This window comes from Nocardia sp. NPDC047648 (assembly GCF_040642815.1).
GTDB lineage: Bacteria > Actinomycetota > Actinomycetes > Mycobacteriales > Mycobacteriaceae > Nocardia > Nocardia gamkensis.
The window spans coordinates 916,919-941,404 of sequence record NZ_JBEYSX010000001.1 but is presented as its reverse complement, the minus strand read 5'-3'; the positions used below and the strand labels follow the sequence as shown (position 1 = coordinate 941,404).

Annotated in this window: 24 protein-coding genes; 20 read left to right on the top strand and 4 right to left on the bottom strand. The window is 69.5% G+C overall.

The genetic code is table 11. The features are described 5' to 3' along the window. The first annotated feature begins 432 nt into the window (after nt 1–432). From ABZ803_RS04335 to ABZ803_RS04270, 14 genes are all read left to right on the top strand, one after another. Entirely contained in the window at nt 433–2,661 is a 2,229-nt protein-coding gene (locus tag ABZ803_RS04335; RefSeq protein WP_357032571.1) for a SulP family inorganic anion transporter, read from the top strand. 243 nt (nt 2,662–2,904) lie between these two features. Continuing rightward, nucleotides 2,905–5,154: a bifunctional SulP family inorganic anion transporter/carbonic anhydrase gene (locus tag ABZ803_RS04330; protein WP_357032568.1), complete on the top strand. Its 2,250-nt coding sequence runs from the start codon at nt 2,905–2,907 to the stop codon at nt 5,152–5,154. Nucleotides 5,155–5,262: 108 nt separating this feature from the next. Continuing rightward, nucleotides 5,263–5,691, top strand: coding sequence for a TIGR02611 family protein (locus ABZ803_RS04325; RefSeq protein ID WP_357032565.1), 429 nt, complete (start codon nt 5,263–5,265; stop codon nt 5,689–5,691). Beyond that, nucleotides 5,688–6,302 (top strand): (2Fe-2S)-binding protein, encoded by a 615-nt coding sequence (locus ABZ803_RS04320; RefSeq protein WP_357032562.1) that lies wholly within the window; start codon nt 5,688–5,690, stop codon nt 6,300–6,302. Before ABZ803_RS04325 ends, ABZ803_RS04320 begins: the two co-directional genes overlap by 4 nt. A 177-nt stretch (nt 6,303–6,479) precedes the next feature. Further along, a complete protein-coding gene (thrS, locus tag ABZ803_RS04315) occupies nt 6,480–8,531 on the top strand; it encodes a threonine--tRNA ligase (RefSeq protein WP_357032559.1) in 2,052 nt (683 codons plus the stop codon). Further along, nucleotides 8,528–9,133, top strand: a complete 606-nt coding sequence (locus ABZ803_RS04310) for an HIT domain-containing protein (RefSeq protein WP_357032556.1) — start codon at nt 8,528–8,530, stop codon at nt 9,131–9,133. Before thrS ends, ABZ803_RS04310 begins: the two co-directional genes overlap by 4 nt. Before the next feature lie 19 nt (nt 9,134–9,152). Beyond that, entirely contained in the window at nt 9,153–9,848 is a 696-nt protein-coding gene (pgsA, locus tag ABZ803_RS04305) for a phosphatidylinositol phosphate synthase (protein WP_040867728.1), read from the top strand. Nucleotides 9,849–9,936: 88 nt separating this feature from the next. After that, the gene (locus tag ABZ803_RS04300) at nt 9,937–10,905 is read left to right on the top strand and encodes a phosphatidylinositol mannoside acyltransferase (protein WP_357032552.1); all 969 of its coding nucleotides are present in this window, start codon (nt 9,937–9,939) and stop codon (nt 10,903–10,905) included. Continuing rightward, the gene (locus ABZ803_RS04295) at nt 10,902–12,026 is read left to right on the top strand and encodes a glycosyltransferase family 4 protein (RefSeq protein ID WP_357032549.1); all 1,125 of its coding nucleotides are present in this window, start codon (nt 10,902–10,904) and stop codon (nt 12,024–12,026) included. Before ABZ803_RS04300 ends, ABZ803_RS04295 begins: the two co-directional genes overlap by 4 nt. Further along, nucleotides 12,026–13,069 carry an NUDIX domain-containing protein gene (locus ABZ803_RS04290; RefSeq protein WP_357032707.1) on the top strand — a complete coding sequence of 348 codons (1,044 nt, stop codon included), beginning with the start codon at nt 12,026–12,028 and terminating at the stop codon, nt 13,067–13,069. The genes ABZ803_RS04295 and ABZ803_RS04290 overlap by 1 nt, the downstream gene beginning before the upstream one ends. 422 nt (nt 13,070–13,491) lie before the next feature. Beyond that, on the top strand, nt 13,492–14,412 hold the full coding sequence (gene pdxS, locus ABZ803_RS04285; protein ID WP_357032546.1) for a pyridoxal 5'-phosphate synthase lyase subunit PdxS: 921 nt from the start codon (nt 13,492–13,494) through the stop codon (nt 14,410–14,412). A gap of 24 nt (nt 14,413–14,436) precedes the next feature. After that, nucleotides 14,437–15,321, top strand: a complete 885-nt coding sequence (locus ABZ803_RS04280; protein ID WP_357032543.1) for a LysR substrate-binding domain-containing protein — start codon at nt 14,437–14,439, stop codon at nt 15,319–15,321. 160 nt (nt 15,322–15,481) lie between these two features. Further along, nucleotides 15,482–15,976: a hypothetical protein gene (locus ABZ803_RS04275; RefSeq protein ID WP_357032540.1), complete on the top strand. Its 495-nt coding sequence runs from the start codon at nt 15,482–15,484 to the stop codon at nt 15,974–15,976. Between the two features lie 143 nt (nt 15,977–16,119). Beyond that, nucleotides 16,120–16,854, top strand: a complete 735-nt coding sequence (locus tag ABZ803_RS04270; protein ID WP_357032537.1) for an SDR family oxidoreductase — start codon at nt 16,120–16,122, stop codon at nt 16,852–16,854. Between the two features lie 219 nt (nt 16,855–17,073). Here ABZ803_RS04270 and ABZ803_RS04265 read toward each other — a convergent pair whose 3' ends face one another. After that, complete coding sequence (locus tag ABZ803_RS04265; RefSeq protein WP_357032534.1) at nt 17,074–17,700, bottom strand: hypothetical protein; 627 nt, start codon at nt 17,698–17,700, stop codon at nt 17,074–17,076. 106 nt (nt 17,701–17,806) lie between these two features. On the opposite strand from ABZ803_RS04265, the gene ABZ803_RS04260 reads away from it, so the two are divergent. From ABZ803_RS04260 to ABZ803_RS04250, 3 genes are all read left to right on the top strand, one after another. Then, a complete protein-coding gene (locus ABZ803_RS04260; RefSeq protein WP_357032531.1) occupies nt 17,807–18,628 on the top strand; it encodes an acyl-CoA thioesterase II in 822 nt (273 codons plus the stop codon). A gap of 79 nt (nt 18,629–18,707) precedes the next feature. Next, nucleotides 18,708–19,358, top strand: coding sequence for a pyridoxal 5'-phosphate synthase glutaminase subunit PdxT (gene pdxT / locus ABZ803_RS04255; protein ID WP_357032528.1), 651 nt, complete (start codon nt 18,708–18,710; stop codon nt 19,356–19,358). Nucleotides 19,359–19,520: 162 nt separating this feature from the next. After that, complete coding sequence (locus tag ABZ803_RS04250) at nt 19,521–20,273, top strand: YebC/PmpR family DNA-binding transcriptional regulator (RefSeq protein WP_357032526.1); 753 nt, start codon at nt 19,521–19,523, stop codon at nt 20,271–20,273. A 354-nt stretch (nt 20,274–20,627) separates the two neighbouring features. On the opposite strand, the gene ABZ803_RS04245 is transcribed toward ABZ803_RS04250, so the two are convergent. From ABZ803_RS04245 to ABZ803_RS04235, 3 genes are read right to left on the bottom strand one after another with little or no spacing between them, the layout of a single operon-like run. Continuing rightward, the gene (locus tag ABZ803_RS04245) at nt 20,628–20,834 is read right to left on the bottom strand and encodes a DUF5988 family protein (protein ID WP_040867713.1); all 207 of its coding nucleotides are present in this window, start codon (nt 20,832–20,834) and stop codon (nt 20,628–20,630) included. Nucleotides 20,835–20,875: 41 nt separating this feature from the next. Further along, nucleotides 20,876–20,971 carry a hypothetical protein gene (locus tag ABZ803_RS04240; protein WP_357032704.1) on the bottom strand — a complete coding sequence of 32 codons (96 nt, stop codon included), beginning with the start codon at nt 20,969–20,971 and terminating at the stop codon, nt 20,876–20,878. A 45-nt stretch (nt 20,972–21,016) separates the two neighbouring features. Then, a complete protein-coding gene (locus ABZ803_RS04235; protein ID WP_357032522.1) occupies nt 21,017–22,453 on the bottom strand; it encodes an alpha/beta hydrolase-fold protein in 1,437 nt (478 codons plus the stop codon). 115 nt (nt 22,454–22,568) lie between these two features. Between ABZ803_RS04235 and ABZ803_RS04230 the strand changes: the two genes are divergently transcribed. The 3 genes from ABZ803_RS04230 (at nt 22,569) to ruvA (ending at nt 24,484) form a co-directional block, all read left to right on the top strand. After that, the gene (locus ABZ803_RS04230; RefSeq protein WP_357032519.1) at nt 22,569–23,084 is read left to right on the top strand and encodes an O-acetyl-ADP-ribose deacetylase; all 516 of its coding nucleotides are present in this window, start codon (nt 22,569–22,571) and stop codon (nt 23,082–23,084) included. Between the two features lie 231 nt (nt 23,085–23,315). Continuing rightward, a complete protein-coding gene (gene ruvC, locus ABZ803_RS04225; RefSeq protein ID WP_357032516.1) occupies nt 23,316–23,885 on the top strand; it encodes a crossover junction endodeoxyribonuclease RuvC in 570 nt (189 codons plus the stop codon). Continuing rightward, on the top strand, nt 23,882–24,484 hold the full coding sequence (gene ruvA / locus ABZ803_RS04220; protein WP_357032513.1) for a Holliday junction branch migration protein RuvA: 603 nt from the start codon (nt 23,882–23,884) through the stop codon (nt 24,482–24,484). The genes ruvC and ruvA overlap by 4 nt, the downstream gene beginning before the upstream one ends. Nucleotides 24,485–24,486: the final 2 nt, after the last annotated feature.

Below are 24,486 nucleotides of genomic sequence, written 5' to 3'. Positions count from 1 at the left end.
GGGGACACGACAGCGTGTGCTACTGTCCTGACCTGCATCGATGCGCCTGACTCACACGCGGAAGGTCGCTGGTTCGATCCCAGCTGGGACCACTCCCCTATGCGAGACCGGTGCACTTGGTGCCCGGTCTTCTTTATTCTCCACGCCAGGTGCGCCCACTGGGCGGCGCGCGGGCATGTCCCTTTCGAACACTCGGCGTCGGCACCGGATGGCTGTTGCGCTGTGACCTGAGTCACATTATGGTAGCGGTTGCCCTCATCGCGACCGGAAACCTTTTCACACGCTTTGGGAAGTCTTTACTATTGTCGCGACCGCCGCGTCAGGGGTCGTGCTCCACCGACGGGGGACGGCCCGAGCTTCGCCCGCCGCTCGCTTTCGATGCCAAGAACATGTTTGACCGATGAACCGGGACCACCCGGCGAAGGAGAAAATATGTCCACCGACACCGATTCCGCACCCCGGACGTCGCCGCACGCGCACATGGCCGATCGGCTGACTCGGATCGCCCGTAACGATCTACCCGCTTCTATCGTGGTTTTCCTTGTCGCCCTTCCCCTTTCGCTCGGCGTGGCGGTGGCTGCCGGCGCTCCGGTCGCCGCGGGCCTGATCGCGGCCGTGGTCGGCGGCGTGGTGGCCGGTCTCCTCGGCGGTTCCTCGATCCAGGTCAGCGGGCCCACCGCGAGTCTCACCGTGGTCGTCGCCGAGAGCGTGCACCATTTCGGCTGGGCCGCAACGTGCTTCATCACCGTCGGCGCGGGCCTGCTGCAGATACTCTTCGGGCTGAGCCGGGTCGCGCGCGCCGCGCTGGCCATCGCCCCGGTGGTCGTGCACGGCATGCTGGCGGGCATCGGTGTGGTGATCGCGCTGCAACAGGTGCACGTGCTGCTCGGCGGGAACTCGCTGAGTTCGTCGTTCGCCGCGCTGGCCGCCCTACCGCAACAGCTGACGTCGGTGCGCACGGGCGACCTGTGCGTCGGGCTGGTGGTGATCGTCATCCTGATCGCCTGGCGATTCGTGCCGCCGCGGGTGCGCCTGATTCCCGGACCGCTCGTCGCCGTCGTCACCGCCACGCTGCTGGCGCTCCTGCTGCCCACGCACGTCGAGCGGCTCGTGCTGAGCGGCTCGTTGCTCGACTCCCTCGGGCTGCCCGCCGTCCCCTCCGGCGGCACGACCGCCGTCATCACGACGATGGTGACGATCGCGCTCATCGCCAGCATCGAGAGCCTGCTGTCGGCCGTCGCGGTGGACAAGATGCGGCCGGGCCACCGCACCGACTTCGACCGGGAGCTGATCGGGCAGGGGTCGGCCAACGTGGTGTCCGGCCTGCTCGGCGGCCTGCCGATCGCGGCCGTCATCGTGCGCAGCATCACCAACGCGAACGCGGGCGCGCGCAGCCGGGCGTCGACCGTGCTGCACGGAGTCTGGATCCTGCTGTTCGCGGTGGCGCTGGCCGGGCTCGTACGGCAGATCCCGACCGCCGCGCTGGCCGGACTGCTCATCTTCGTGGGCGCGCAACTGATCAAACTCGCGCATATCCGGCTGGCCAGACGAGCGGGCGAGATGTACGTCTACCTGGCGACGGTGCTGGGCGTGGTGTTCCTGAATCTGTTGCAGGGCATGGTGATCGGTCTGGTGCTCGCGTTCGCGCTGCTGCTGTGGCGAGTGGTGCGCGTGACGATCGTGGCGGCCCACGTCCCCGGCTCGCGACGGTGGGTGGTCAGCATCGATGGCACGTGCACCTTCTTGGCCTTGCCGAAGCTGACCGCGGAACTGGCGAAGGTTCCGGCGGGCGCGGACGTGACCGTCGAGATGACCGTCGATTTCCTGGACCATGCCACGCACGAGTTCCTCACCGAATGGGCTCGGGAGCGTGAATCCGGCTCCGCGACAGTGGAATTCGCCGAACTGGGCAGCGCGCGGATGGCCACCGCCTTGGCTGGGCCGCCCGAGCGCAGGCATGTGCGCCAGGTCATCGACCAGGTGATCGGGCCGTGGCGGCGCTCGGGCAACGGGGAGGACCGCATCGCGGCGGGTATCGCCGCCTATCACCGCGGCCACGCCCACGTGCTGCGCCCGCATCTGGACAAGCTGCGCCATCGGCACGACGCCGACTCGTTCTTCCTGACCTGCGCGGACGCGCGAATCGTGCCGAACGTCATCACCAACAGCGGACCGGGCGACCTGTTCACCGTGCGCAACGTGGGCAACCTGGTGCCGGTGCGCGGCGGGGACGTCTCGGTGGAAGCGGCCCTGATCTACGCGTTGGAGCGGCTGGACGTGCGCGCGGTCGTGGTATGCGGTCATTCCGGCTGCGGTGCGATGGAGGCGCTGCACCGCGAGGTGCGTGCCGGGACCGGTCTCGGCGACTGGCTGGCGCATGCGCGCCCGAGCCTGGAGCGCTACCGGCTGGGGCATCCGGTAGCCGCCGCCGCGGCCGTCGCGGGGTTCGGCGAGGTGGACCAGCTGGGCATGGTGAACGTCGCGGTGCAGCTGGAGACGCTGCACGCGCACCCGGTCGTGCGCCGGGGGATCGAGGAGCGGGGCGTAGCGGTGTCGGGGTTGTTTTTCGATCTCGCCACGGCCCGCGTGATCGAGGTCATGGTCGACGGCATCGCGGAGTTCGGCGACCAGGAGAGGCGGATCGCCGCAGAACCGGTCTGACCAGGCGATGTGCGGTGCGTCACGGTGATAACGACGAGAGGACAGTGGGGAACTACACACAATCGGCGAACTTCTCAGGCTTTGCTAAGTCTTTACCAATACACTTGTCCGTGTTTACATCTCGACTCATCGCTGTGTCGGGACTGCTTCACCGCGAGATGCCGGTTCGCGGTCTTGTGCCCTGCTGGACATGTTGATCGTCAACCGACCTCGGCGAATCAGCCGAGTCGGCGAAGGAGAGTCATGGCTATCGATCACGATTTAGCCCCGCCACCGTCCGTACCCGCACCGGCGGACCCGGGCCGCAGTTCCGGACCACTGTCCGATCGCTTCACCGAGATCCTCCGCCACGATGTACCCGCCTCGATCGTGGTTTTCCTTGTCGCGCTACCACTTTCGCTGGGCATCGCGATCGCCTCCGGAGCCCCCGTCGCCGCCGGGCTCATCGCCGCCGTGATCGGCGGTATCGTCGCCGGAACGCTCGGCGGGTCGGTCCTCCAGGTGAGCGGCCCCGCCGCGGGCCTCACCGTGGTCGTCGCCGAGACGATCAATCAATTCGGCTGGCGCACCACGTGTTTCATCGTCTTCGCGGCCGGTGTGCTGCAGATCCTGCTCGGCCTCAGCCGGGTGGCCAGAGCGGCGCTCGCCGTGGCGCCCGTGGTGGTGCACGCGATGCTCGCCGGCATCGGCATCACGATCGCGCTGCAACAGATCCATGTGCTGCTCGGCGGTTCCTCGCACAGCTCGGCTTGGCGCAACATCACCGAGCTGCCCGGGCAGCTGTTGTCCCTGCACAGCGGCGGCACGCTGATCGGCGCGGTCGTGATCGCCATCATGGTCAGCTGGAAATACCTGCCCGCCAGGGTGCGCGTGGTGCCGGGCCCGTTGGTCGCGGTGCTCGTGGGCACGGCGTTGTCGTTGGCGTTGCCGCTGAATGCCGAGCGCATCGTGCTCAACGGCTCGCTGTTCGACGCGATCGGCCTGCCCGCGCTGCCCAGCGGCGATTGGTCGGGTCTGGCTCTGGCCGTCCTCACCATCGCCCTGATCGCCAGCGTGGAGAGCCTGCTGTCCGCGGTCGCCGTGGACAAGATGCACTCGCGCAAGCGCACCGACTTCGATCGCGAGCTGATCGGCCAGGGTTCGGCGAATGTGCTGTCCGGCCTGCTCGGCGGCCTGCCGGTCACCGGCGTGATCGTGCGGAGCGCCACCAACGTGCAGGCGGGAGCGCGCAGCCGCGCCTCCGCGATCCTGCACGGCGTCTGGCTGCTGGTGTTCTCCGTGGCGCTGGTATCCGTGGTGGAGCAGATCCCGAAGGCCGCGCTGGCCGGTCTGCTCATCGTGATCGGCACCCAGCTGGTCAAGCTGGCCCACATCAAACTGGCCCGGCGCACCGGCGACCTGCTGGTCTACGCCGTCACGGTGCTCGGTGTGGTGTTCCTGAACCTGCTCGAGGGCGTACTCATCGGCCTCGGCCTGGCCTTCGGGCTGCTGCTGTGGCGGGTCGTCCGGGTGGCGGTCAGGGCCGAGCAGGTCCCCGGTACGCAGCGCTGGCTCTTCGCCATCGACGGCTCGGCCACCTTCCTCGCACTGCCGAAGCTGTCGGCGCAGTTCGCGAAGATCCCCCCGGGAGCCGACGTCACGGTGGAGATGACCGTCGACTTCCTCGATCACGCGGCCTTCGAGGCCATCGAGGAGTTCGCCCGCCAGCAGGTGAACAGCGGAGGCAGCGTCGATTTCGTGGAGATCGGCGGAGCCAGGATGGCCCACGCGGGCGCGCAACCGCCCGCGCGGAGCTTCGCGCGCTCGGTCTGGGACGACATCCTCGGCCCCTGGCGACGCGACGAGCGGCACGAGAATCCGGTCGCGGCGGGCGTCGCGGCCTATCACCGCAGCCACGCGCACGTGGTCCGGCCGCACCTGGACGAACTGCGCGACAAGCAGGACCCGGATTCGTTCTTCCTGACCTGCTCGGACTCGCGGATCGTGCCGAACATCATCACCAACAGCGGACCGGGCGACCTGTTCACCGTGCGCAACGTGGGCAACCTCGCGCCCGCCGAGGGTGACGCGTCGGTCGAGGCGGCACTGGTGTTCGCGCTCGAGCAGTTGAACGTCCGCTCGATCGTGGTCTGCGGGCATTCCTCCTGCGGCGCGATGAACGCGCTGCACACCGGCGCCGAGGTACCCGGTGTGGACGCCTGGCTCGCGCATGCGCGCCCGAGCCTGGAGCGATACCGCGCGGGCCATCCGGTAGCGGCCGCGGCGCAGGAGGCCGGTTTCGGCGAGGTCGATCAGCTGGCCATGGTGAACGTCGCGGTGCAGCTCGAGTTGCTGCACCGGCACCCGGCGGTGCGCAAGGCGATCGCCGAGCGCGGCGTCACGGTGTCGGGCCTGTTCTTCGACATCGCCAGTGCCCGGGTCGTCGAGGTGACCGAGAACGGTATCGCGCACATCGATGACGCGGGCCATCAGCACACGCCCGAACTCGTGTGATCGACGGGGATGGGTGATCCCGCCCGGGCGCGCCGCCCGGGCGGGATCGCTGTATCCGGACGGTCGAGAGCGCGATTCGGTCTGCCGGACTGCTCGTACCCTGGGAACGTGACCGCAGACCTGGAAACGAGCTCCGACGATCCGACCCGCTGGCGCGCCTTCCGCGCCGGCCTCGAACGACGGCCTAAGCTCTACCTCGTCTACCGGATCGTCGTCGCGGTCGTCGGTGTCGCCGTGCTCGCGGTCGGCGTGCTCGCGATCCCCTATCCCGGTCCCGGCTGGGCGATCGTGTTCGCAGGCCTCGGCATTCTCGCCACCGAATTCGCTTGGGCGCGTAGCGCATTGGCCTGGTTACGGGACCGGTACCGGCAATTGATGGACTGGTACCGCAGGCAGGGCAGGCCCGTGCAGGCCGTCGGGGCGATCGGCACCGCCGCGTTGGTCGTGGCGACGCTGTGGATATTGGGAACCTTCGGGCTCGTGGGTAGTTGGATCGGAGTCGAATGGGAATGGCTGCGCAGCCCCCTGCAACGGTGACCACCGTTCCGGGGCGCGTGCTCACCGAACCGGAATGGCTGGCCGCGCGCATCGCGGAGATGGGCCATTCCTGGGGGACCACGTCGCCGCGCATCGCGGGCACGCTGTGGTGGTGCATGGTCGCCTCCGCTCTGGTGGAGCAGCTCGCGCGGGCCTACGCGGACGACCAGGACGCCCCCGTCCCCGCGCTGGACCGGCTGGAGTGCGAGGTGCGCCCGGACGGTGGCGTCGAGCGCGTGCGCGTGCCTGCGCACGCTGTTGCCTCCGTCAGCGGCGCGACGGCGCTGCGCGACACGCTCGGGGTCGTGATCCCGCCGGTCGCCGAGGTGTCCGGCGCGGGAGTCCCCGCGCTGTGGGCGATCGCCGCCGACGCGATCGGCAACCGCGCGCTCGACGCCGGTTCGCCGGAAGCGGGGGCGCGGCTGGCGGCCGACATCGCGGGCAAACTCCCGGTGCCGCGGTTCGTGGAGATCGGTGGACGCACCTTCGTCCGGCGCATCTCCTGCTGCCTGGTATTCGAGGTGCCGGGTTGCCAGATGTGCACCAGCTGCCCGAAGCGGCCCGCGGCCGAACGGACCGCACTGCTCGCGGACCTGGCCGCCGAAAACTGAGCAGAGCAACCCGCGCGAGGCGCAAGTGGTTTCCCGCGCCACCCGACCGGTACGGCCAAAGGCCCGAAGCGGCAGGACAGCGGCGGGACAGTAGCATGGTCGCGCCGGACGAACTCGCGATCGGCCACCATCCAGCGGGCCCCGCCCGCACACGAGAACGCCAAGGAGAGCGCAGCCGTGACCACCTCAGCCCCCATCAGCCCAGTCACCCTCGTCCGGGTGCCGGGCGGGACGACGGCGGGCGCCGCGGTGCGCGAGGCGGGCCTGCCGACCAAGGGGCCGGAGACCGTCGTGGTCGTCCGGGTGGACGGTGAGCTCAAGGACCTCTCCTGGACCCCGGCCGACGACGTGGACGTGGAGCCGGTAGCGGCGAACACCGCCGAGGGCCGCAACGTCATCCGGCACTCCGCCGCGCATGTGCTCGCCCAGGCCGTGCAGCAGGAGTTCCCCGAGGCCAAGCTGGGCATCGGTCCCTACATCAAGGACGGGTTCTACTACGATTTCCGCGTCGAACGGCCGTTCACCCCGGAGGATCTGGCCAAGCTGGAATCCCGGATGAAGAAGATCGTCAAAGGCGCGCAGCGGTTCTCCCGCCGGGTGGTCGAGATCGAGGACGCCAGGGTCGAACTGGCCGGGGAGCCGTTCAAACTGGAGCTGATCAGCGACAAGTCCGGCATCGACGATCCCGAGGTCATGGAGGTCGGCGGCAAAGAGCTGACCATCTACGACAACCTGGATCCGCGCACCGGTGAGCGGATCTGGGGCGACCTGTGCCGCGGTCCGCACATCCCGACCACGAAGTTCATCCCCGCCTTCAAGCTGACCCGCAGCTCGGCCGCCTACTGGCGCGGCGACCAGAGCCGCGAGGACCTGCAGCGCATCTACGGCACCGCGTGGGAATCGCAGGAGGCGCTCGACGAGCATCTGCACCTGCTCGCCGAGGCCGAGCGCCGCGACCACCGCAAGCTCGGCCTGGAGCTGGACCTGTTCAGCTTCCCCGACGAACTCGGCTCCGGCCTTCCGGTGTTCCACCCGAAGGGCGGGATCATCCGCAAGGAGCTGGAGGAGTACTCGCGCCGCAGGCACGTCGCGGCGGGCTACGAGTTCGTCAACACCCCGCACATCACCAAGGGCCACCTGTTCGAGGTCTCCGGCCACCTGGACTGGTACCGCGACGGCATGTTCCCGGCCATGCACCTGGACGCCGAGCTCAACGAGGACGGCACCGTCCGCAAGCCCGGCCAGGACTACTACGTCAAGCCGATGAACTGCCCGATGCACAACCTGATCTTCCGCGCCCGCGGCCGGTCGTACCGGGAGCTGCCGCTTCGGCTGTTCGAGTTCGGCTCGGTCTACCGCTACGAGAAGTCCGGCGTGGTGCACGGCCTGACTCGGGTGCGCGGCATGACGCAGGACGACGCGCACATCTACTGCACCAAAGAGCAGATGCACGGCGAACTGACCGACACGCTGCGGTTCGTGCTGGATCTGCTGAAGGACTACGGCCTCGACGACTTCTACCTCGAGCTGTCCACCAAGGACCCGAAGAAGTTCGTCGGTTCCGACGAGATCTGGGAGGAGGCCACCGAGACCTTGTCCAAGGTCGCCTCCGCCTCCGGCCTGGAGTTGGTGCCCGATCCGGGTGGCGCCGCCTTCTACGGCCCCAAGATCTCGGTGCAGGCCAAGGACGCGCTCGGCCGCACCTGGCAGATGTCGACCATCCAGCTGGACTTCAACCTGCCCGAGCGCTTCGACCTGGAATACACCGCCTCCGACGGCACCAAGCAGCGGCCGGTCATGATCCACCGCGCGCTGTTCGGCTCGATCGAGCGATTCTTCGGTGTGCTCACCGAGCACTACGCGGGCGCGTTCCCGGCCTGGCTCTCGCCCGTGCAGGTCGTCGGCATCCCGGTCGCCGAAACCTTTGCCCCGCATCTGGATCGGGTGATCGAACGGTTGCAGGACGAGGGCATCCGGGCACTGGTGGATCGCAGCGACGATCGCATGCAGAAGAAGATCTTCAATAACAACGCGCAGAAGGTGCCCTTCATGCTGCTGGCCGGCGAGCGCGACGTGACCGCGAACGCCGTGAGCTTCCGCTTCCGCGACGGTACTAAGGTCAACGGCGTACCGGTCGACGACGCGGTGGCCACCATCGTCGCGTGGATCGCCCAGCGGCAGAACGCGTCGCCGACGGCCGACGGTTTCGAGATCAAGGGCACGGCATGACCGAGCGGACCGTGCCGGACGGGCTCGCGGATCTGGACGGAACCGCGAGCCCAGAGGAGCCGGGCAGCATCGTGGACAGTGGCGCGGGCGAACCGGATCGGCTGCTGCGGCTGTGGACGCCGTATCGCATGTCCTACATCGCGGAGGCGGCCACCGGGCCGAAGGATTCCACCGGCCATCCCTTCACCGACATCCCGAAGATGGCCGATGAGGACGGACTGGTCGTCGCGCGGGGTGAGCTGGTGTACGCCGTGCTCAACCTGTACCCGTACAACCCGGGGCACATGATGGTCGTGCCGTACCGCAAGGTGGCGAACCTGGAGGACCTCACCGAGGCGGAGAGCGCCGAACTGATGGCCTTCACCCAGCAGGCGATCCGGGTGATGAAGAAGGTGTCCCGGCCGCACGGGTTCAACGTCGGGCTGAATCTCGGCGGGGTGGCCGGTGGGTCGCTGGCCGATCACCTGCACCAGCACATCGTGCCGCGCTGGGGCGGAGACGCGAACTTCATCACCGTCATCGGCGGGGCGAAGGTGATGCCGCAACTGCTGCGGGAGACCAGGGCGCTGCTGTCGGCGGCCTGGAAGGAGGCCCAGAGATGAGCGACCGGGTGGATCGGCCGTGCTGAGCTTCTTCGGCCGCGAGACGTTCGCCAAGGCGACGGCTCCGCTGGGCCGGGCGCTGGTCGGCACAGGACTCACGCCCGATGCCGTGACGCTGATCGGCACCACCGCCTCCATCGTCGCCGCGGTCACGCTGTTCCCCACCGGACACCTGTTCTGGGGAACCATGGTGATCTGGTTGTTCGTCATGTTCGACATGCTCGACGGGGCGATGGCCAGGGCGCGCGGCGGCGGCACGAAATACGGCGCGGTGCTGGACGCCACCTGTGACCGGCTTGCCGATGGCGCCATCTTCGCCGGGCTGGCCTGGTGGGCGGTCTTCCACGAACAGCACAGGCCGCTGTTCGCCGCGACGCTGGTCGTTCTGGTGACCTCGCAGGTGATCTCCTATGCCAAGGCGCGCGCGGAGGCCAGCGGGCTGTCCGCGGACGGCGGCATCATCGAGCGGCCGGATCGGCTGATCATCGTGCTGGTGGGCGCCGGATTCACCGGCATCGCCGGCTACTGGGGGATCGAGTGGCTCACCTACGCCGTGCACGCGGCCATGTGGATCCTCGCCGTGCTCAGTATCGTCACCGTCGTGCAGCGGGTGCTGGCCGTGCGCAACTCGCCGGGGGCGCGCACGGTGATCCCGGCCGCGCGGCCGCAGAGCCCGAGCGCGGGAACCGCCGACACCCCGGGACTTCCGTCGTGATCTCACGCCGTGCGGGGCGCAGGCCGATCGACGGCGGCGTCCGGGTATTCGCGACGATGGACAGCGGACCTGTGGTGCGGGAGTGCGGATGACGATAGGGGAGCAGCTCGGCGCCGCCGGATACGCGGCGGGCTGGCGGCTGGTGCGCGCACTGCCGGAGTCGACGGCCCGGCGACTGTTCGAGTGGGGCGGGGACCGGGTCGCCCGTCGCGCGAATCGGGAGTTCCACGCGGGCGGCGCGCCGAACCAGTTGCGGCGCAACCTGGCGCGCGTGCTCGGCGTACTGCCCGCCGACGTGCCGGACGAGCTGATCAGCGCCGGCATGCGGTCGTACGCGCGATATTGGCGGGAAGCGTTCCGGCTGCCCGGGATGGACCATGCGGCGATCGACTACTTCGTCGCGGGGCTGCAATACCTGGACGCCGCACTCGCACAGGGCCGTGGCGTCGTCTTCGTGCTGCCGCACTCCGGCAACTGGGACATGGCGGGCGTCTGGCTGGTACAGCACTACGGCAGCTTCTCCACCGTGGCCGAGCGGTTGAAGCCGGAATCGCTGTTCGAGCGGTTCGTCGCCTACCGGGAGAGCCTGGGCTTCGAAGTGTTCCCGCTGACCGGTGGCGAGCAACCGCCGTTCGACCAGTTGGCGGCCCGCCTGCGGCAGAACAGGATCGTGTGCCTGATGGGCGAACGCGACCTCACCGGCAAGGGCGTTCCGGTCCAGTTCTTCGGTGAGCGCACCTGGATGCCCGCGGGCTCGGCGAAACTGGCCATCGAGACCGGCGCGGCGCTGCTGCCGGTGCACGCGTGGTTCGAGGTCGAGGCCGACGGCCGCGAGAACTGGGGCCTGAAGGTCGAGGCGCCGGTGGACGTTTCCGGTGGCGTAGCCGCGGCCACGCAGGCGCTGGCGGATCGCTTCGCGGCGAATATCGCCGAGCATCCCGCGGACTGGCACATGCTGCAACCATTGTGGGAGAGCGATCTCTCGCCCCGGCGGCGCGCGATGATCGACACCGCACAGGCGAGCCTCGGGGCCGAGCAGGGAGACGTATCGCCATGAAGATCGGCATGGTCTGCCCCTATTCGTTCGACGTCCCCGGTGGGGTGCAGGCACATGTAGTCGAGCTGGCGCGGGTGTTCATCGAGCGGGGGCACAAGGTGAGCGTGCTCGCGCCCGCGTCGGAGGACACTCCGCTTCCGGAGTTCGTGGTGTCGGCGGGCCGGGCGGTGGCCATCCCGTACAACGGGTCGGTGGCCAGGCTGTCGTTCGGGCCCATGGCCTACACCAGGATTCGCCGGTGGATCGACGGCAACGACTTCGACGTCCTGCACATCCACGAACCGAACGCGCCGAGCCTGTCCATGCTCGCGTTGAAGATCGCCGAGGGTCCGATCGTCGCGACCTTCCACACCTCGACGACGAAGTCCTTGGTGCTGAGCACTTTCCAGGGCGTGCTGCGGCCGTATCACGAGAAGATCTCCGGCCGTATCGCGGTCTCCGAGCTGGCGCGCCGCTGGCAGGTCGAGGCGCTGGGCTCGGACGCGGTGGAGATCCCCAACGGGGTCGACGTCCCGGCGTTCGCCCGTGCGCCGATGCTGCCCGGCTATCCGCGCTCCGGCGGCACGGTGCTGTTCCTGGGACGCTACGACGAGCCGCGTAAGGGCATGGAGGTACTGCTCGGCGCGCTGCCCGATCTGGTGCGCAGGCATCCCGACGTCGAGATCCTGATCGTCGGCCGCGGCGACGAGGACCGGTTGCGCCGCGAAGCGGGCAAGCTGGCAGGCCACCTGCGCTTCCTCGGCCAGGTGTCCGACGAGGAGAAGGCTTCGGCGATGCGCAGCGCGGACGTGTACGTGGCGCCCAACCTGGGCGGGGAGAGCTTCGGCATCATCCTCATCGAGGCGATGGCGGCAGGCACCGCGGTGGTGGCCAGTGAGCTGGACGCCTTCCGCCGGGTACTGCGGGACGGCACGGCGGGCATGCTGGTCCCGATCGGGGATTCGGCGGCCCTGGCCGCCGCGCTGCACACTGTGCTCACCGACGAGGTGCGCAGAGAGGCGCTGGTGCGCACCGCGACACAGGTGGTCGGCGAGTACGACTGGCCGGTGGTGGCCGAACAGATCCTGCGCGTCTACGAGACGGTGACCGTCGGCGACACCCGAGTTCGGGCCGCCGGATGATCACGTTCTCCGCCACGACCGTTCTCGTCCTCGCGCTGATCGCGGCGATCGTCGTCGCGATCGGTCTGTGGGCGTACTCCACCGCCAACCGGCTCGACCGGCTGCACGTGCGCTCCGACCAGTCCTGGCAGGCGCTGGACGCGGCGCTGGCCCGGCGGGCGGTGGTGGCCCGGTCGGTCGCCATGGCGATCGCGGGCCCGGTGTCCGATCCGGCCATGGCGGAGCAGGCCAGACAACTCTCGGCCCTGGCCGACCGGGCCGAGCGCGCCGGGCGTGCCGAACGGGAGACGGTGGAGAACCGGCTGTCCTCCGCGTTGTCGGCGGTGGACATCGGCACGCTGCGCCCGCAACTGGTCGCCGAACTGGCCGACGCCGAGGCCAGGGTGCTGATCGCCCGCCGCTTCCACAACGACGCCGTGCGCGACACGCTGGCGCTGCGCACCCGCCGACCGGTCCGGATCCTGCACCTCGGCGGTACCGCCCCGCTGCCTTCCTACTTCGAGATCACCGAGCGCGCCACTCCCGCGGCGTCCACCGGCCTGGCGGTCGACACCATCCGCACCACGGCGCGGGTCGTGCTGTTCGACGAGAACGGCCGGACGTTGCTGATGCGCGGCAACGACCCGAAGACGCCGGAGGTGTCGTTCTGGTTCACCGTCGGCGGCGGCGTGGACCCGGGAGAGAGTCTGCGCGCGGCGGCCGTGCGGGAACTGTACGAGGAGACCGGCTACCGCGCGGATCCGGCCGACCTGCGCGGCCCGATCTGGCGGCGGGTCGCGGTGTTCCCCTTCGATGGTGAGCTGATCCGGTCGGAGGAACTGTTCTTCGCGCTGCGGGCGCGTGGATTCGAACCGCACGCGGCGAATCGGACCCTGATCGAGCGTCGCTCGATCACCGGGCACAAATGGTGCACCGCGGCCGATATCGTCGCGCTGGACCGCTCCGGCGAAACCGTCTACCCGTATCACCTGGATGAATTGCTGGGCGAAGCCGCCGAGGCGGCATCGGGCACCGCCGACCCGGAGGTCCGCTCCATCCGCTGACCGGCCCGAACGCATGTGATGTGTTTCACGATCGTGATAGCGTCGCGATGATTCGGCGCGCCGGAGGGTACTGCTGTCAGGGACGCATGTCAGTTCGGTGTCGTGGTCCTGCCGTCGGCGGGGCCGTTCCAGCTCGGTTGTGGAGGTAGTTCGTTCATGTCGTACCTGCTGTTCGATTTCCTGTTGCCGCTGATCGGCCCCGCGGCCGCGGAGTACTGGGCGACGTTGCTGGTGGTCGGCCCGCTGTGAGCCGGCGCCGGGCAACGGCCGGGCAGCCGGGATGGCGCGCTCGCCGAGCCCTCCCGGCCCACGGCGCATAACCGAGATCACACCAGGCCAGTGCCCTCCAACTGGCTATCAAGTGGCCTTTTGCCACCGGCTTAGAATCGTGGCGTTCGCATCCGAGCGACCGATTGGCGCACATGCTGGAGGAATTAGCCGTGACCACCCCTGAGACCACCCAGACCGTCGGCACCGCCCGCGTGAAGCGCGGCATGGCCGAGATGCTCAAGGGCGGGGTGATCATGGATGTCGTCACGCCGGAGCAGGCCAAGATCGCCGAGGACGCGGGCGCGGTCGCGGTGATGGCACTGGAGCGAGTGCCCGCGGACATTCGTGCCCAGGGCGGCGTGTCCCGGATGAGCGACCCGGACATGATCGACGGCATCATTTCCGCGGTCTCCATTCCGGTCATGGCGAAGGCCCGTATCGGCCACTTCGTGGAGGCGCAGATCCTGCAGAGCCTCGGCGTCGACTACATCGATGAGTCCGAGGTGCTCACCCCGGCCGACTACGCCAACCACATCGACAAGTGGAACTTCACCGTGCCGTTCGTCTGTGGCGCCACCAACCTCGGCGAGGCTCTGCGCCGAATCACCGAGGGCGCGGCCATGATTCGCTCCAAGGGCGAGGCGGGCACCGGTGACGTGTCCAACGCGACCACGCACATGCGCAAGATCCGGCAGGAGATCCGCCGCCTGTCGTCGCTGCCCGAGGACGAGTTGTTCGTCGCGGCCAAGGAACTGCAGGCGCCCTACGAGCTGGTCCGTGAGATCGCCGAGACCGGGAAGCTGCCGGTGGTGCTGTTCACCGCGGGCGGCATCGCCACCCCCGCCGACGCCGCGATGATGATGCAGCTCGGCGCCGAGGGTGTGTTCGTGGGTTCGGGCATCTTCAAATCCGGCAACCCGGCCCAGCGTGCCGCCGCCATCGTCAAAGCCACCACCTTCTACGACGACCCGGACGTGCTGGCCAAGGTGTCGCGCGGTCTCGGTGAGGCCATGGTCGGCATCAACGTCGAGGACATCGCCCAGCCGCACCGCTTGGCCGAGCGCGGCTGGTGATCCCGGGCCGGTAGCGTCTGCCGCGTGGAGTTGCGGCAGTTGCGGTACTTCGTGGTGCTGGCGGAGGAGTTGCACTTCCGCCGGGCCGCGGAGCGATTGTTCATCTCGACGCCCACGCTCAGCCAGCAGATCAAGGTGCTGGAACGGGAGCTGGGCGGCCCACTGCTGATCCGTGAGCCGCGGGTGGAGCTGACGCCCGCGGGCGCGGTGCTGCTGCGCTCCGGCAAGACCGTGCTGCGCGCGATGGACGAAGCGGTCAGGCAGACCAGGCGCGCTGCCGTCTCCGGCGCCCCTGTGCTGCGCCTCGGGCTGCTCAACGGCGTCCCATCCTGGCTGCCGACGCGCATCGGGAGTCTGCTCACCGCCGTGTCGCCCGGTGCCCGGATGGTGCTCACCGGCGGGACCACCGCCGATCAGGTGCGTTTCCTCGATGACGACGAGGTCGACCTCGCGCTCGTCCGCACCCCGGTAGACCTGCCCGAACGCTTCGCGCAACGGGCCGTGGCCCGCGAGGAGCTCGGCGTGCTGATGTCGCGGCGGCATCCGCTCGCCGGCGAGGCGCTGCTCGATCCGGTCGAGCTCAGCGGCCAGGAGCTGATCTTGTTCGCGCGCGAATCCGCCGCGGGCTTGCACGATTCGCTGTTGCGCGCGCTCGCCGACCACGGCGCGCGGGTGCGGCTCAGTGCCAGCGCGATGGGGCACGCGCAGATGCTGGCCGTGCTGCCCGCCCGGCCCGACGTGATCGGGCTCAGCTCCTCGCGCGCGGACGGACTGCCCGGTCTGGTCTGGCGGCCGCTCCGTGGCGCGCCCCTGGTGGTGACCTACGCGGTCGCCTGGCGCGCGGCGGTGCGCGATCCGGCCGTCGCGGCGCTGATCGCCGCCCTCACGGCCGACCTGTCGGCGGAATGAGCCGCGCGGACCGCTTCCGGTGCTAGGTTCAACTCTTACGGCGGCCAGAAGGTCGTCTCATGGTTCCCACAATCACGCTCAGTAGCTTCGCCATTCGATGGCCGTCCAAGGCCATTTCGCGCCCTCTCACCGGATCGATCCGAGCGCAAAGGACGAACAGTTGAAGCTTCCCAAGACCGGACGCACCGCAGTAGCGGGTTTGGCCCTCGTGGCCGCCCTCGGCCTCGCCGCCTGCGGCAGTGACGACACGAGCGACTCACCCAAGTCGACCCGCACCACAGCGGCCGCCTCGGCGACCGTGACCACCCCCGCCGCGCCCACCGTCGACGAACTCAACGCCCTGTTGCAGAAGGCCCTCGATCCCGCGGTGCCGAACGAGGACAAACTCGATCTCGTGCAGGGCATCGAAGCTGATCCAGGCCTGCCCAACCGCCTGGCCGATGCGTTCCGGCAGGCGAACGCCACGGCGGTGGTCACCGGGGTGACCGCCTTCGGTGACAGCGTGACGGCACAGGCGAAGTTCACCATCAACGGGCAGGAAAACCAGGTCGACGTCCCGTTCGTGCTGGACGGCGGGAAGTGGAAGGTCCAGAAGACGTGGGCGTGCCAGGCGCTGGCCAACCTGAACCAGCAATCACCGGCCTGCACCCCCTGACAGCGGCCGGGCGCACGGGGCGGTGCGGTGCGTCGCCCTGTGCGGTCCCGGAACGGTCCTCGGCCTGCGGCGTTAGTCTCCGGCTAAGACGTGTTCGACAGTGCGACATGGACACTCGACCGCCCCGATGGTCGGCTGGAGCCATGACAGCAAGCAGCACAACACCCGAACGTATCGTCATCGTGGGCGGCAGCTCCGGCATGGGACTCGCGCTGGCGGCCGCGCTGGTCGCCGAGGGCGCGGAGGTCACCATCGCGGGCCGTTCCGCCGAACGGCTCGCCGCGGCGCGGCGCGGCCTGCCCGCGGGGCCGGGCTCGGTGCGCTCGGTCGTCGCGGACATCACCCGCGAAGCCGATCTCGAGCGTCTGTTCGCCGAATCGGAGCCGGTCGATCATGTCGTCACCACCGCGGCCGACATCACCGGCGCCTATCAGCCGCTGGCCGAGTTCGACGCCGACCTGGCCCGGAATCTGCTCTCGTCCAAGCTGATCGGCCCCGCTCTGCTGGCCAAGCACGCCCGGGTGGTCCCGGGCGGTTCGGTGACCTTCACCTCCGGCGTGGCGGCCTATCGGCCCGCGCCGGGCGGCGCCATGGTGGCGGCGGTCAACGGCGCGCTCGCCTCACTGGCCTACGCCTTGGCCCTCGAACTCGGCCCGGTCCGCGTCAACGTGGTCTCACCCGGGTGGGTCGACACCCCGATCTGGGACGCCATCACGGGGCCCGCGAAGATCGAACGGCACCGGCAGCTCGCCGCGCGCCTGCCGGTCGGGCGCATCGGCCGTCCGTCCGATATCGCGCAGGCGATGCTCGGTGTGATGCGCAATCCCTTCATCACCGGCACCGTCCTGCACGTGGACGGCGGCCACCGGTTGGTGTGAGGAGGCGAGGGAGCGTTGGGCAAGTCGGCCGTGCGACGTGGATCGAGTCCGGTTGTCATGACGAAACGCTCAGCCGGGCGAGCGCGCACCCAGTGAGGTCGGAGGAAGTGACCAGCGCACCGAAGGGCGCCCCGCCGAGATCACACATATGGTTACCTGGATATGCGCATCTGAATATGCGTGCGCTGGCCGACAGTCCGATATCGGCAAAGACGGACGCTAGTTCGCCCGGTGCTCGTCGACTCGAAGCGCCGGACGCTCGGGATGATCCCACCGCACGAAGAACGTTGGCGTGTAGGGGTTCTCGGCGTCGTGCCGCAGCAGAGCGGGGATGGTCCACTGCGCGTCGGCCGCGGTGCGGCGGCGGAGCGCGGGTTCGGACAGGTCCAGGCGCAGGCTCAGGTCGGCGTCGAGGTGGCGTCCGGCGAGCATCGGGCCCGCGAGGACGATCGTCGTCGCGGGCGGCGCCGCGCGGATCGCGGCGCGCGTGGAGCGGTCGGCGGCTTCGTCCCAGAGCGAGGGCAGCCACCGGCCGTGCCCACGGAGCGCGTCGATCACTTCCCGGCGCAGCGCGGCGTAGTCGAACCACGCGGTGCGATAGGACATCTCGTCGTTGCGGCCGAACTCCATGCGCAGTGAGGCGGGACGTACGTAGTCGTGCAGGGAGACCACGTCGGCCGACCGGCCCGCCTCGCGCAGCGCCTCGACGATCCGCCGGGCGAGCGCTACCGGCTGGGCGGCGTCCGCGCCGTCGACCGCGATCACGGTGTGCGAGGCCGCGGTCAGGACGGGTTCGATCACCTGCGCGACGAGTCCGTCCGGCGTGATGGGCAGAAAGCGGGGCACCCGTCCATCTCAGCAAATCGCGACGGCCGGAGGAGGCGTGGGCATTGCCGGATGTTCACCGGCAGCCGAGCGGCGACATCGTGAGCGGCCGGGATAATCTCTGCGCATGGCGACAATCGAAGAGGCGCTGGAGATAGAGCGGCTGGAGCGGGACATCTTCCGTGGCGCGTCCACCAAGACCCAGCTTCGGCGCACGTTCGGCGGCCAGGTTGCCGGCCAGGCGCTCGTGTCCGCGGTCCGGACGGTGGAACCCCGATTCCAAGTGCACTCGCTGCACGGTTACTTCCTGCGTCCGGGCAATCCGCAGGAACCGACGGTCTACCAGGTCGAGCGCATCCGGGACGGCCGATCGTTCTGCACACGGCGGGTGACCGGCATCCAGGACGGCGCGGCGATCTTCACCATGTCGGCGTCGTTCCATGTCGGTGACCAGGGGCCCGAGCATCAGGACGACATGCCCGGCGTTCCGATGCCGGAGGATCTGCCCGACGCGAGCACCACGATGAGTCCGGAACGATTGTGGGCGATGCGCGAGTGGGAACACTGGGACATCCGCATGGTCCCGCCGGAGAACGTGTCCCGCCGCGACGGCGTGGTCTCTCAGCAGCAGGTGTGGTTCCGCTACCGGCACCTGCTACCGGACGATCCGCTGGTGCATGTGTGCACCCTCGCCTACATGAGCGATATGACGCTGCTGGGTTCTTCGAAGGTCGTCCATCCCGACGAGCCGACCCAGAACGCCTCGCTCGATCACGCGATGTGGTTCCTGCGCCCGTTCCGGGCCGACGAATGGCTGCTCTACGACCAGTCCTCGCCGTCGGCGGCTTTCGGCCGGGGCCTGACCGGCGGCAAGATCTTCACCCGGGAGGGCACGCTGGTCGCGGCCGTGGTTCAGGAAGGCCTCATCCGTACGCTGCGCGAAGAGTGATCCTGGCGGTTGCGGCGATGTGCGTGTGGCAGCCGACCGTGAGCGCGCCCACATCGGCACGGCTCGTAAGCTTTCCGGCGTGAACGCTATCTCGGTCACCGCCACCGCCGCCGATACCGGACAGACGCCGTCCCGTCCCGTGATCGGCGTGCTCGCGTTGCAAGGCGACGTCCGGGAGCACGTGGCCGCGCTGGCCAGCTGCGGCGCCGAGCCCGTCCTGGTCCGGCGCGAGTCGGAGCTCGCGGCGGTGGACGCGCTCGTGTTGCCCGGTGGCGAGTCGACCGCGATCAGCAAGCTGCTGGCGGCCTTCGAACTGCTGGAGCCGCTGCGCGCGCGGCTGCGCGACGGCCTGCCCGCGTTCGGTTCCTGCGCGGGCATGATCCTGCTCGCCTCGGAGGTGCTCGACACCCGCCCGGACGCCGAGCATCTGTCCGGCATCGATATGACGGTGCGGCGCAACGCGTTCGGCCGTCAGGTCGACTCGTTCGAAACCGATCTGCCGTTCGCGGGCCTGCCCGGTGGCCCCGTGCGAGCGGTGTTCATCCGCGCGCCCTGGGTCGAGCGGGCAGGCGAGGGCGTCGAGGTCTTGGCCACCGTGCCGGACGGTCCCGCCGCAGGCCGGATCGTCGCGGTGCGGCAGGGGAATGTCCTGGCGACCTCGTTCCATCCCGAGGTGACCGGCGATCTGCGGGTGCACCGGATGTTCGTGGAGATGGTCCGCTCTGCTTGACGGGCGCGCTCGGACGGGGCCCGCGAAGACGAGTGGGTGCGAAGCCGGGGCCGCTTTGCAGGGCCGTAGTGGACGCCCGAGTAGGCTGGGGAAGCTGTCCGCCCGGCCGTGCCGGTACCGTACACACGACCGAACGTGCCATCGACCTGAAGGAAGTAGGGAATGAGCGGCCACTCCAAATGGGCCACCACCAAGCACAAGAAGGCTGCGATCGACGCGAAGCGCGGCAAGCTGTTCGCGAAGTTGATCAAGAACATCGAGGTGGCGGCCCGTACCGGTGGCGGTGACCCGGATGGCAACCCGACGCTGTTCGACGCCATCCAGAAGGCGAAGAAGTCGTCGGTCCCCAACGACAACATCGAGCGCGCCCGCAAGCGCGGCGGCGGCGAGGAAGCCGGCGGCGCCGACTGGCAGACGATCATGTACGAGGGCTACGGACCCAACGGCGTCGCCGTGCTGATCGAGTGCCTCACCGACAACCGCAACCGGGCGGCGGGCGAGGTCCGGGTCGCGATGACGCGCAACGGCGGCAACATGGCCGACCCGGGCTCGGTGGCCTACCTCTTCCATCGCAAGGGCGTCGTCACCCTGGAGAAGAACGGCCTGTCCGAGGACGACGTGTTGATGGCGGTGCTGGACGCGGGCGCCGAGGAAGTCAACGACCTCGGTGAGTCGTTCGAGATCATCAGCGAGCCCAGCGATCTGATCGCGGTGCGCACCGCGCTGCAAGGCGCCGGTATCGACTACGACTCCGCCGAGTCCGGTTTCCAGCCCTCGGTGTCGGTTGCGGTGGACGCCGACGGCGCACGCAAGGTGATCAAACTCGTGGACGCCCTCGAGGACAGCGACGACGTGCAGAACGTCTACACCAACGTCGACATCTCCGACGAGGTGCTCGCTCAGCTCGACGACTGAATCGTGCTACCGCGCGGGTGATACTGCGCGAAATCGGGGCGGCCGGTCTCCTGACGGCCGCCCCGAAGCATGTCCGGACAATCCGCCCCGCCGCGGTCGATGTGCGGCACTCGGGCGATCTCTCCGAGTTCGCCGACGTCATGTGCCGCGCCCTGGTCGCCGGCACGGCGCGAGCCGGAGTCCGGTACATCCCGGGTGCGTCCAGGGGGTGGCCGGAAGCAGGCTCACCACGGTGTGAGGGCGCGATGGCGCACGGAGAACGCAGACGCGGGCGGCTGATCGCGGAATGCCCGGTGATCTCCCCGGCGGTGCGCCGGGTGCCGACGTCACCGTCGCCGGGGAGGGGAGCCGGAATTACTCCGCGATCTTGGTGCGCTCGCACCATTCGTACACGCGCAGTCGCCCTTCGGGGGTGTCCTGCTCCCGCTGGGTGACCTTGAAGTGCTCGTATCCGCCGCGGAACGGCACCTTCAATTCCACTCCGGGCGGGGTGATCGGGACGATGCGCGCGGGCAGATCTTGCGGCCCGCCTTCGAGGACAGCTTTTGCACCAATGCTCATCCTCGGATGGTAGAAGCGGGAACGGCCTGATCGTGGCACATTCAGGGCACGGTCAGTACCAATTTGCCGACGGTTCGCCCCGCATCGCCCAACGCGTGCGCTTGTGCCGCCTTCGAGAGGGGAAACGACGCGGCGATCGTCAGGCGCGGGACGCGGCGCGAGCCGAGCCGGTTGCCGAGGGTTCAGCCGGTGGCGGGCACCGGCAGACCTACGCGGGCGGCGACCCACGGCAAGGACGAAGCGAACGCGGCCGAAGCGAATTGCCAGGTGTGCCCGCCCTCGGTGGTGTAGACGGTGCAGTCGATGCCTACCGCGTGTCCGGCGGTGCAGAGTTTGCCGGCGGCGCCGACTTCGCCGGAGTCGGGCACCTCGTCACGACCGCCGAGGCCCGCGCTGTCGTCGTCGGGAGCCGGAGTGCGCCGGTTGGCGCCACCGGAACGCTGGGCGGGGACGAGGTCGTCGAAGAGACCGGCCACGCCGTCATAGGGACCGTGCCTGGTCATGACGGTCAGCGGGTCGAATGCCTCCCACGCGGCGGCGTCGCCGCCGAAGAGACGGGAGACGGTCTGCTCCCGGGTGCCCGAAGACGGCCCCAGATCGCCGGCGATGTCGACGAACGTGTGCACGAGATCGGGGTGCATGACCGCCAGGTCCACCGCGCAGGTGCCGCCCATGGACCAGCCGACCACCGCCCAGCGCGCGGGATCGGCGGAGGCGCCGAATTGCGCTTCGAGGTAAGCGGGCACGTCCTCGGTCAGATGCGCGGCGGCGTTGCCGCGCGGCCCGTTCACGCATTCGGTGTCGTTGTTGAAACTGCCGCTGGCGTCGACGAAGACGAGTATTGGGGCCAGGCCGCCGTTCGCCTTCGTGAAACCGTCCAGGGCGGGCATGATCTGGCCGCTGCGGATCCAGTCCGCCGGTGTGTTGAACTCGCCGCCGATCATCATCACCACCGGCAGTGCGGGTGGGGTCGGCCCGGCGAACCACGCGGGTGGCAGGTAGACGTATTCGGTGCGGTGCGGAAACCCGCTGCCGGTGTCGGGAATTCGCACCGGGACCAGTTTGCCGTCGGCGACGGTGGTGTTGCGCAGGTCCGCTAGCGCCGAGAGATCGGTCTGCTGCGGGAGCGGGCCCGCGGTGACCGCGCCCCACGCGGCTTGCACGGTGGGGTAGTAGCCGACCCACTGGTTGAGCACCACCCCGGTGCTCAGCAGTGTCAACGGGATGGCGATGACCGCGATCCCGCGCCGCCACCAGCGCGCGCCCGGCCAGCCGAGGATCGCGACCGCTGCCGCCGCGGCGGCCACACCGATCCACACCCAGAGTTCGGTGGGCGCGGGGTCGGAGGCCAACCCTTCGTCGGCGACATACCAGGCGGCGGCCGCCGCCGCCGCGACGCCGACCGCCGCGCAGGCCGGCAGCCGGAGCAGCCACCACCGCCTGGTTCGCCGAGCGACGGCGATCAGCAGGACCGTCGCGGCGAGCAGTTCGACGGTCGGCGGCAGCCAGCCGTGCAGCAGTGAGATCCCGTGATGGAACGCGTGCTGCTGATTCGGCGCCGGACTCGCCGGAGGAAGGCGCGGTGGCGCAGGAGTCGGGGGAGCGGCGAGTACTGGCACGTCCGGCATTGTCGCGGCCATTCCTCGAGGCAGGCTGTGAATCGGCTTCGGCACTGCTGGGTGACCGGCCTTCGGTGTGCTCGATGCGCCTGGGTTCGCGAGGCAGAATGCGAGCATGGTCGAACTGGTGCTGGTGCGCGGCGACATCACCGAACAGGAGGTCGACGCGTTGGTGAACGCGGCGAATTCGTCACTGCTCGGCGGCGGGGGAGTCGACGGCGCGATCCACCGGCGCGGCGGCCCGGAGATTCTGGCGGAATGCCGCAGGCTGCGTGCGTCCCATTACGGCTCGGGACTGGCGACCGGGGCCGCGGTCGCGACCACGGCCGGTCGCCTGCCCGCGCGCTGGGTGATCCACACGGTAGGTCCCGTGTGGTCGTCCACCGAGGACCGCTCGGCCTCGCTGGCCTCGTGTTATCGGGAATCTCTGCGCGTCGCGGACGAACTGGGGGCGCGGACGGTCGCGTTCCCGGCGATCTCCACCGGCATCTACGGCTGGCCGATGGAGGACGGAGCCCGAATCGCGGTCGACACGGTTCGCTCGACTCCCACGGTCGTGTCGGAAGTCCGGTTCGTCCTCTTCGAGGAGCGCGCTCACGCTGTGTTCGCGAGACAGGTCGCCAGGGCATGAGGCCGGCCGACCCGGCGAGATCTCCGCGGTGCGAATCAATTCGAGCCCTGAGGCTTGTCGGTGGCGGTGGCATAGTTCGGCGTGCGAGTCGTCCGGAGATGCTCGGCCTGCCGGGCGCGTCGCGGGAAGCCGGTGACGTCGGCGGATAGCCCGGCCGTGTCGCGGGGCGGCGAAAGAGCAAGCCTCCGCTAGACTCTCGAACAGTTGTTCGTGTCCGGGAGAGGGGTTGTCGTGCGGGTGATGGGCGTCGACCCCGGACTCACCCGATGCGGCCTCAGCATCGTCGACGGCGGGCCGGGGCGGAAGGTCACCGCCGTGGACGTCGACGTGGTACGCACGCCCGGCGATATGGAACTGGCCCATCGCCTGCTGGCGGTCGCAGACGCCGCCGAGCGCTGGATGGACACCCACGAGCCCGGGGCCGTTGCCATCGAACGCGTCTTCGCCCAGCACAATGTCCGTACCGCCATGGGCACCGCGCAGGCGGGCGGAGTGATCGCGCTGGCCGCCGCGCGCCGCGGGATCCCGGTCGCGTTCCACACACCCAGCGAGGTGAAGGCCGCGGTCACCGGTAGCGGCACCGCGGACAAGAAGCAGGTGACGGCCATGGTCACCCGGATCCTCGGCCTATCCGTCGCGCCGAAGCCGGCGGACGCGGCGGATGCGCTGGCGCTGGCGATCTGCCATTGTTGGCGGGCGCCGCTGCTGGAGCGGATGGCGGCGGCGGAGGCCAAGGCGGCCGCGGCGCAGCGCCGGTACATCGAACGGCTGGCCGAACAACGGAAGGCGGTGCACGGGTGATCGCGTCGGTACGCGGTGAAGTGCTGGAAATCGCCCTCGACCACGCGGTGATCGAGGCGGCGGGAGTCGGCTACCGGCTCAACGCCACCCCGTCCACCCTGGCCGGGCTCACCCGCGGCGAGGAAACCCGGCTCTACACCGCGATGATTGTGCGCGAGGACTCGATGACCCTCTACGGGTTCGCCGACACCGAGGCGCGCGACCTGTTCGGCCTGCTGCAAACCGTCTCCGGCGTCGGACCCCGCCTCGCCATGGCGGTGCTGGCCGTCCTCGAGCCGGAGGCGCTGCGCAAAGCGCTGGCCGAGAGCAACGTGGCGGCGCTGACCAGGGTGCCCGGCATCGGCAAGCGCGGCGCCGAACGCATGGTGGTGGAACTGCGGGACAAGGTGAACCTCGTTCCGGTGCCCTCCGGCCCGCCCGGATCGACACCCGCGGCGGCCACGCCGGTGCGTGATCAGGTCACCGAGGCGCTCGTCGGCCTCGGTTTCGCCGCCAAGCAGGCCGAACAGGCGATCGATGCGGTGCTGGCCGAACAGCCGGGCGTCGATACCTCCGCCGCCCTGCGGGCCGCGCTCGGCCTGCTCGGCAAGAACCGGTAAGG

Bases quoted from the DNA above. Each gene is read 5' to 3' on its own strand.
- ABZ803_RS04260 (WP_357032531.1), top strand. From the start codon at position 17,807: ATGGCGACAATCGAAGAGGCGCTGGAGATAGAGCGGCTGGAGCGGGAC.
- ABZ803_RS04250 (WP_357032526.1), top strand. From the start codon at position 19,521: ATGAGCGGCCACTCCAAATGGGCCACCACCAAGCACAAGAAGGCTGCG.
- ABZ803_RS04270 (WP_357032537.1), top strand. From the start codon at position 16,120: ATGACAGCAAGCAGCACAACACCCGAACGTATCGTCATCGTGGGCGGC.
- ABZ803_RS04310 (WP_357032556.1), top strand. From the start codon at position 8,528: ATGACCGAGCGGACCGTGCCGGACGGGCTCGCGGATCTGGACGGAACC.
- pdxS (WP_357032546.1), top strand. From the start codon at position 13,492: ATGCTGGAGGAATTAGCCGTGACCACCCCTGAGACCACCCAGACCGTC.
- ABZ803_RS04245 (WP_040867713.1), bottom strand. From the start codon at position 20,834: ATGAGCATTGGTGCAAAAGCTGTCCTCGAAGGCGGGCCGCAAGATCTG.
- ABZ803_RS04330 (WP_357032568.1), top strand. From the start codon at position 2,905: ATGGCTATCGATCACGATTTAGCCCCGCCACCGTCCGTACCCGCACCG.
- ABZ803_RS04335 (WP_357032571.1), top strand. From the start codon at position 433: ATGTCCACCGACACCGATTCCGCACCCCGGACGTCGCCGCACGCGCAC.
- ABZ803_RS04295 (WP_357032549.1), top strand. From the start codon at position 10,902: ATGAAGATCGGCATGGTCTGCCCCTATTCGTTCGACGTCCCCGGTGGG.
- ABZ803_RS04300 (WP_357032552.1), top strand. From the start codon at position 9,937: ATGACGATAGGGGAGCAGCTCGGCGCCGCCGGATACGCGGCGGGCTGG.
- ABZ803_RS04230 (WP_357032519.1), top strand. From the start codon at position 22,569: ATGGTCGAACTGGTGCTGGTGCGCGGCGACATCACCGAACAGGAGGTC.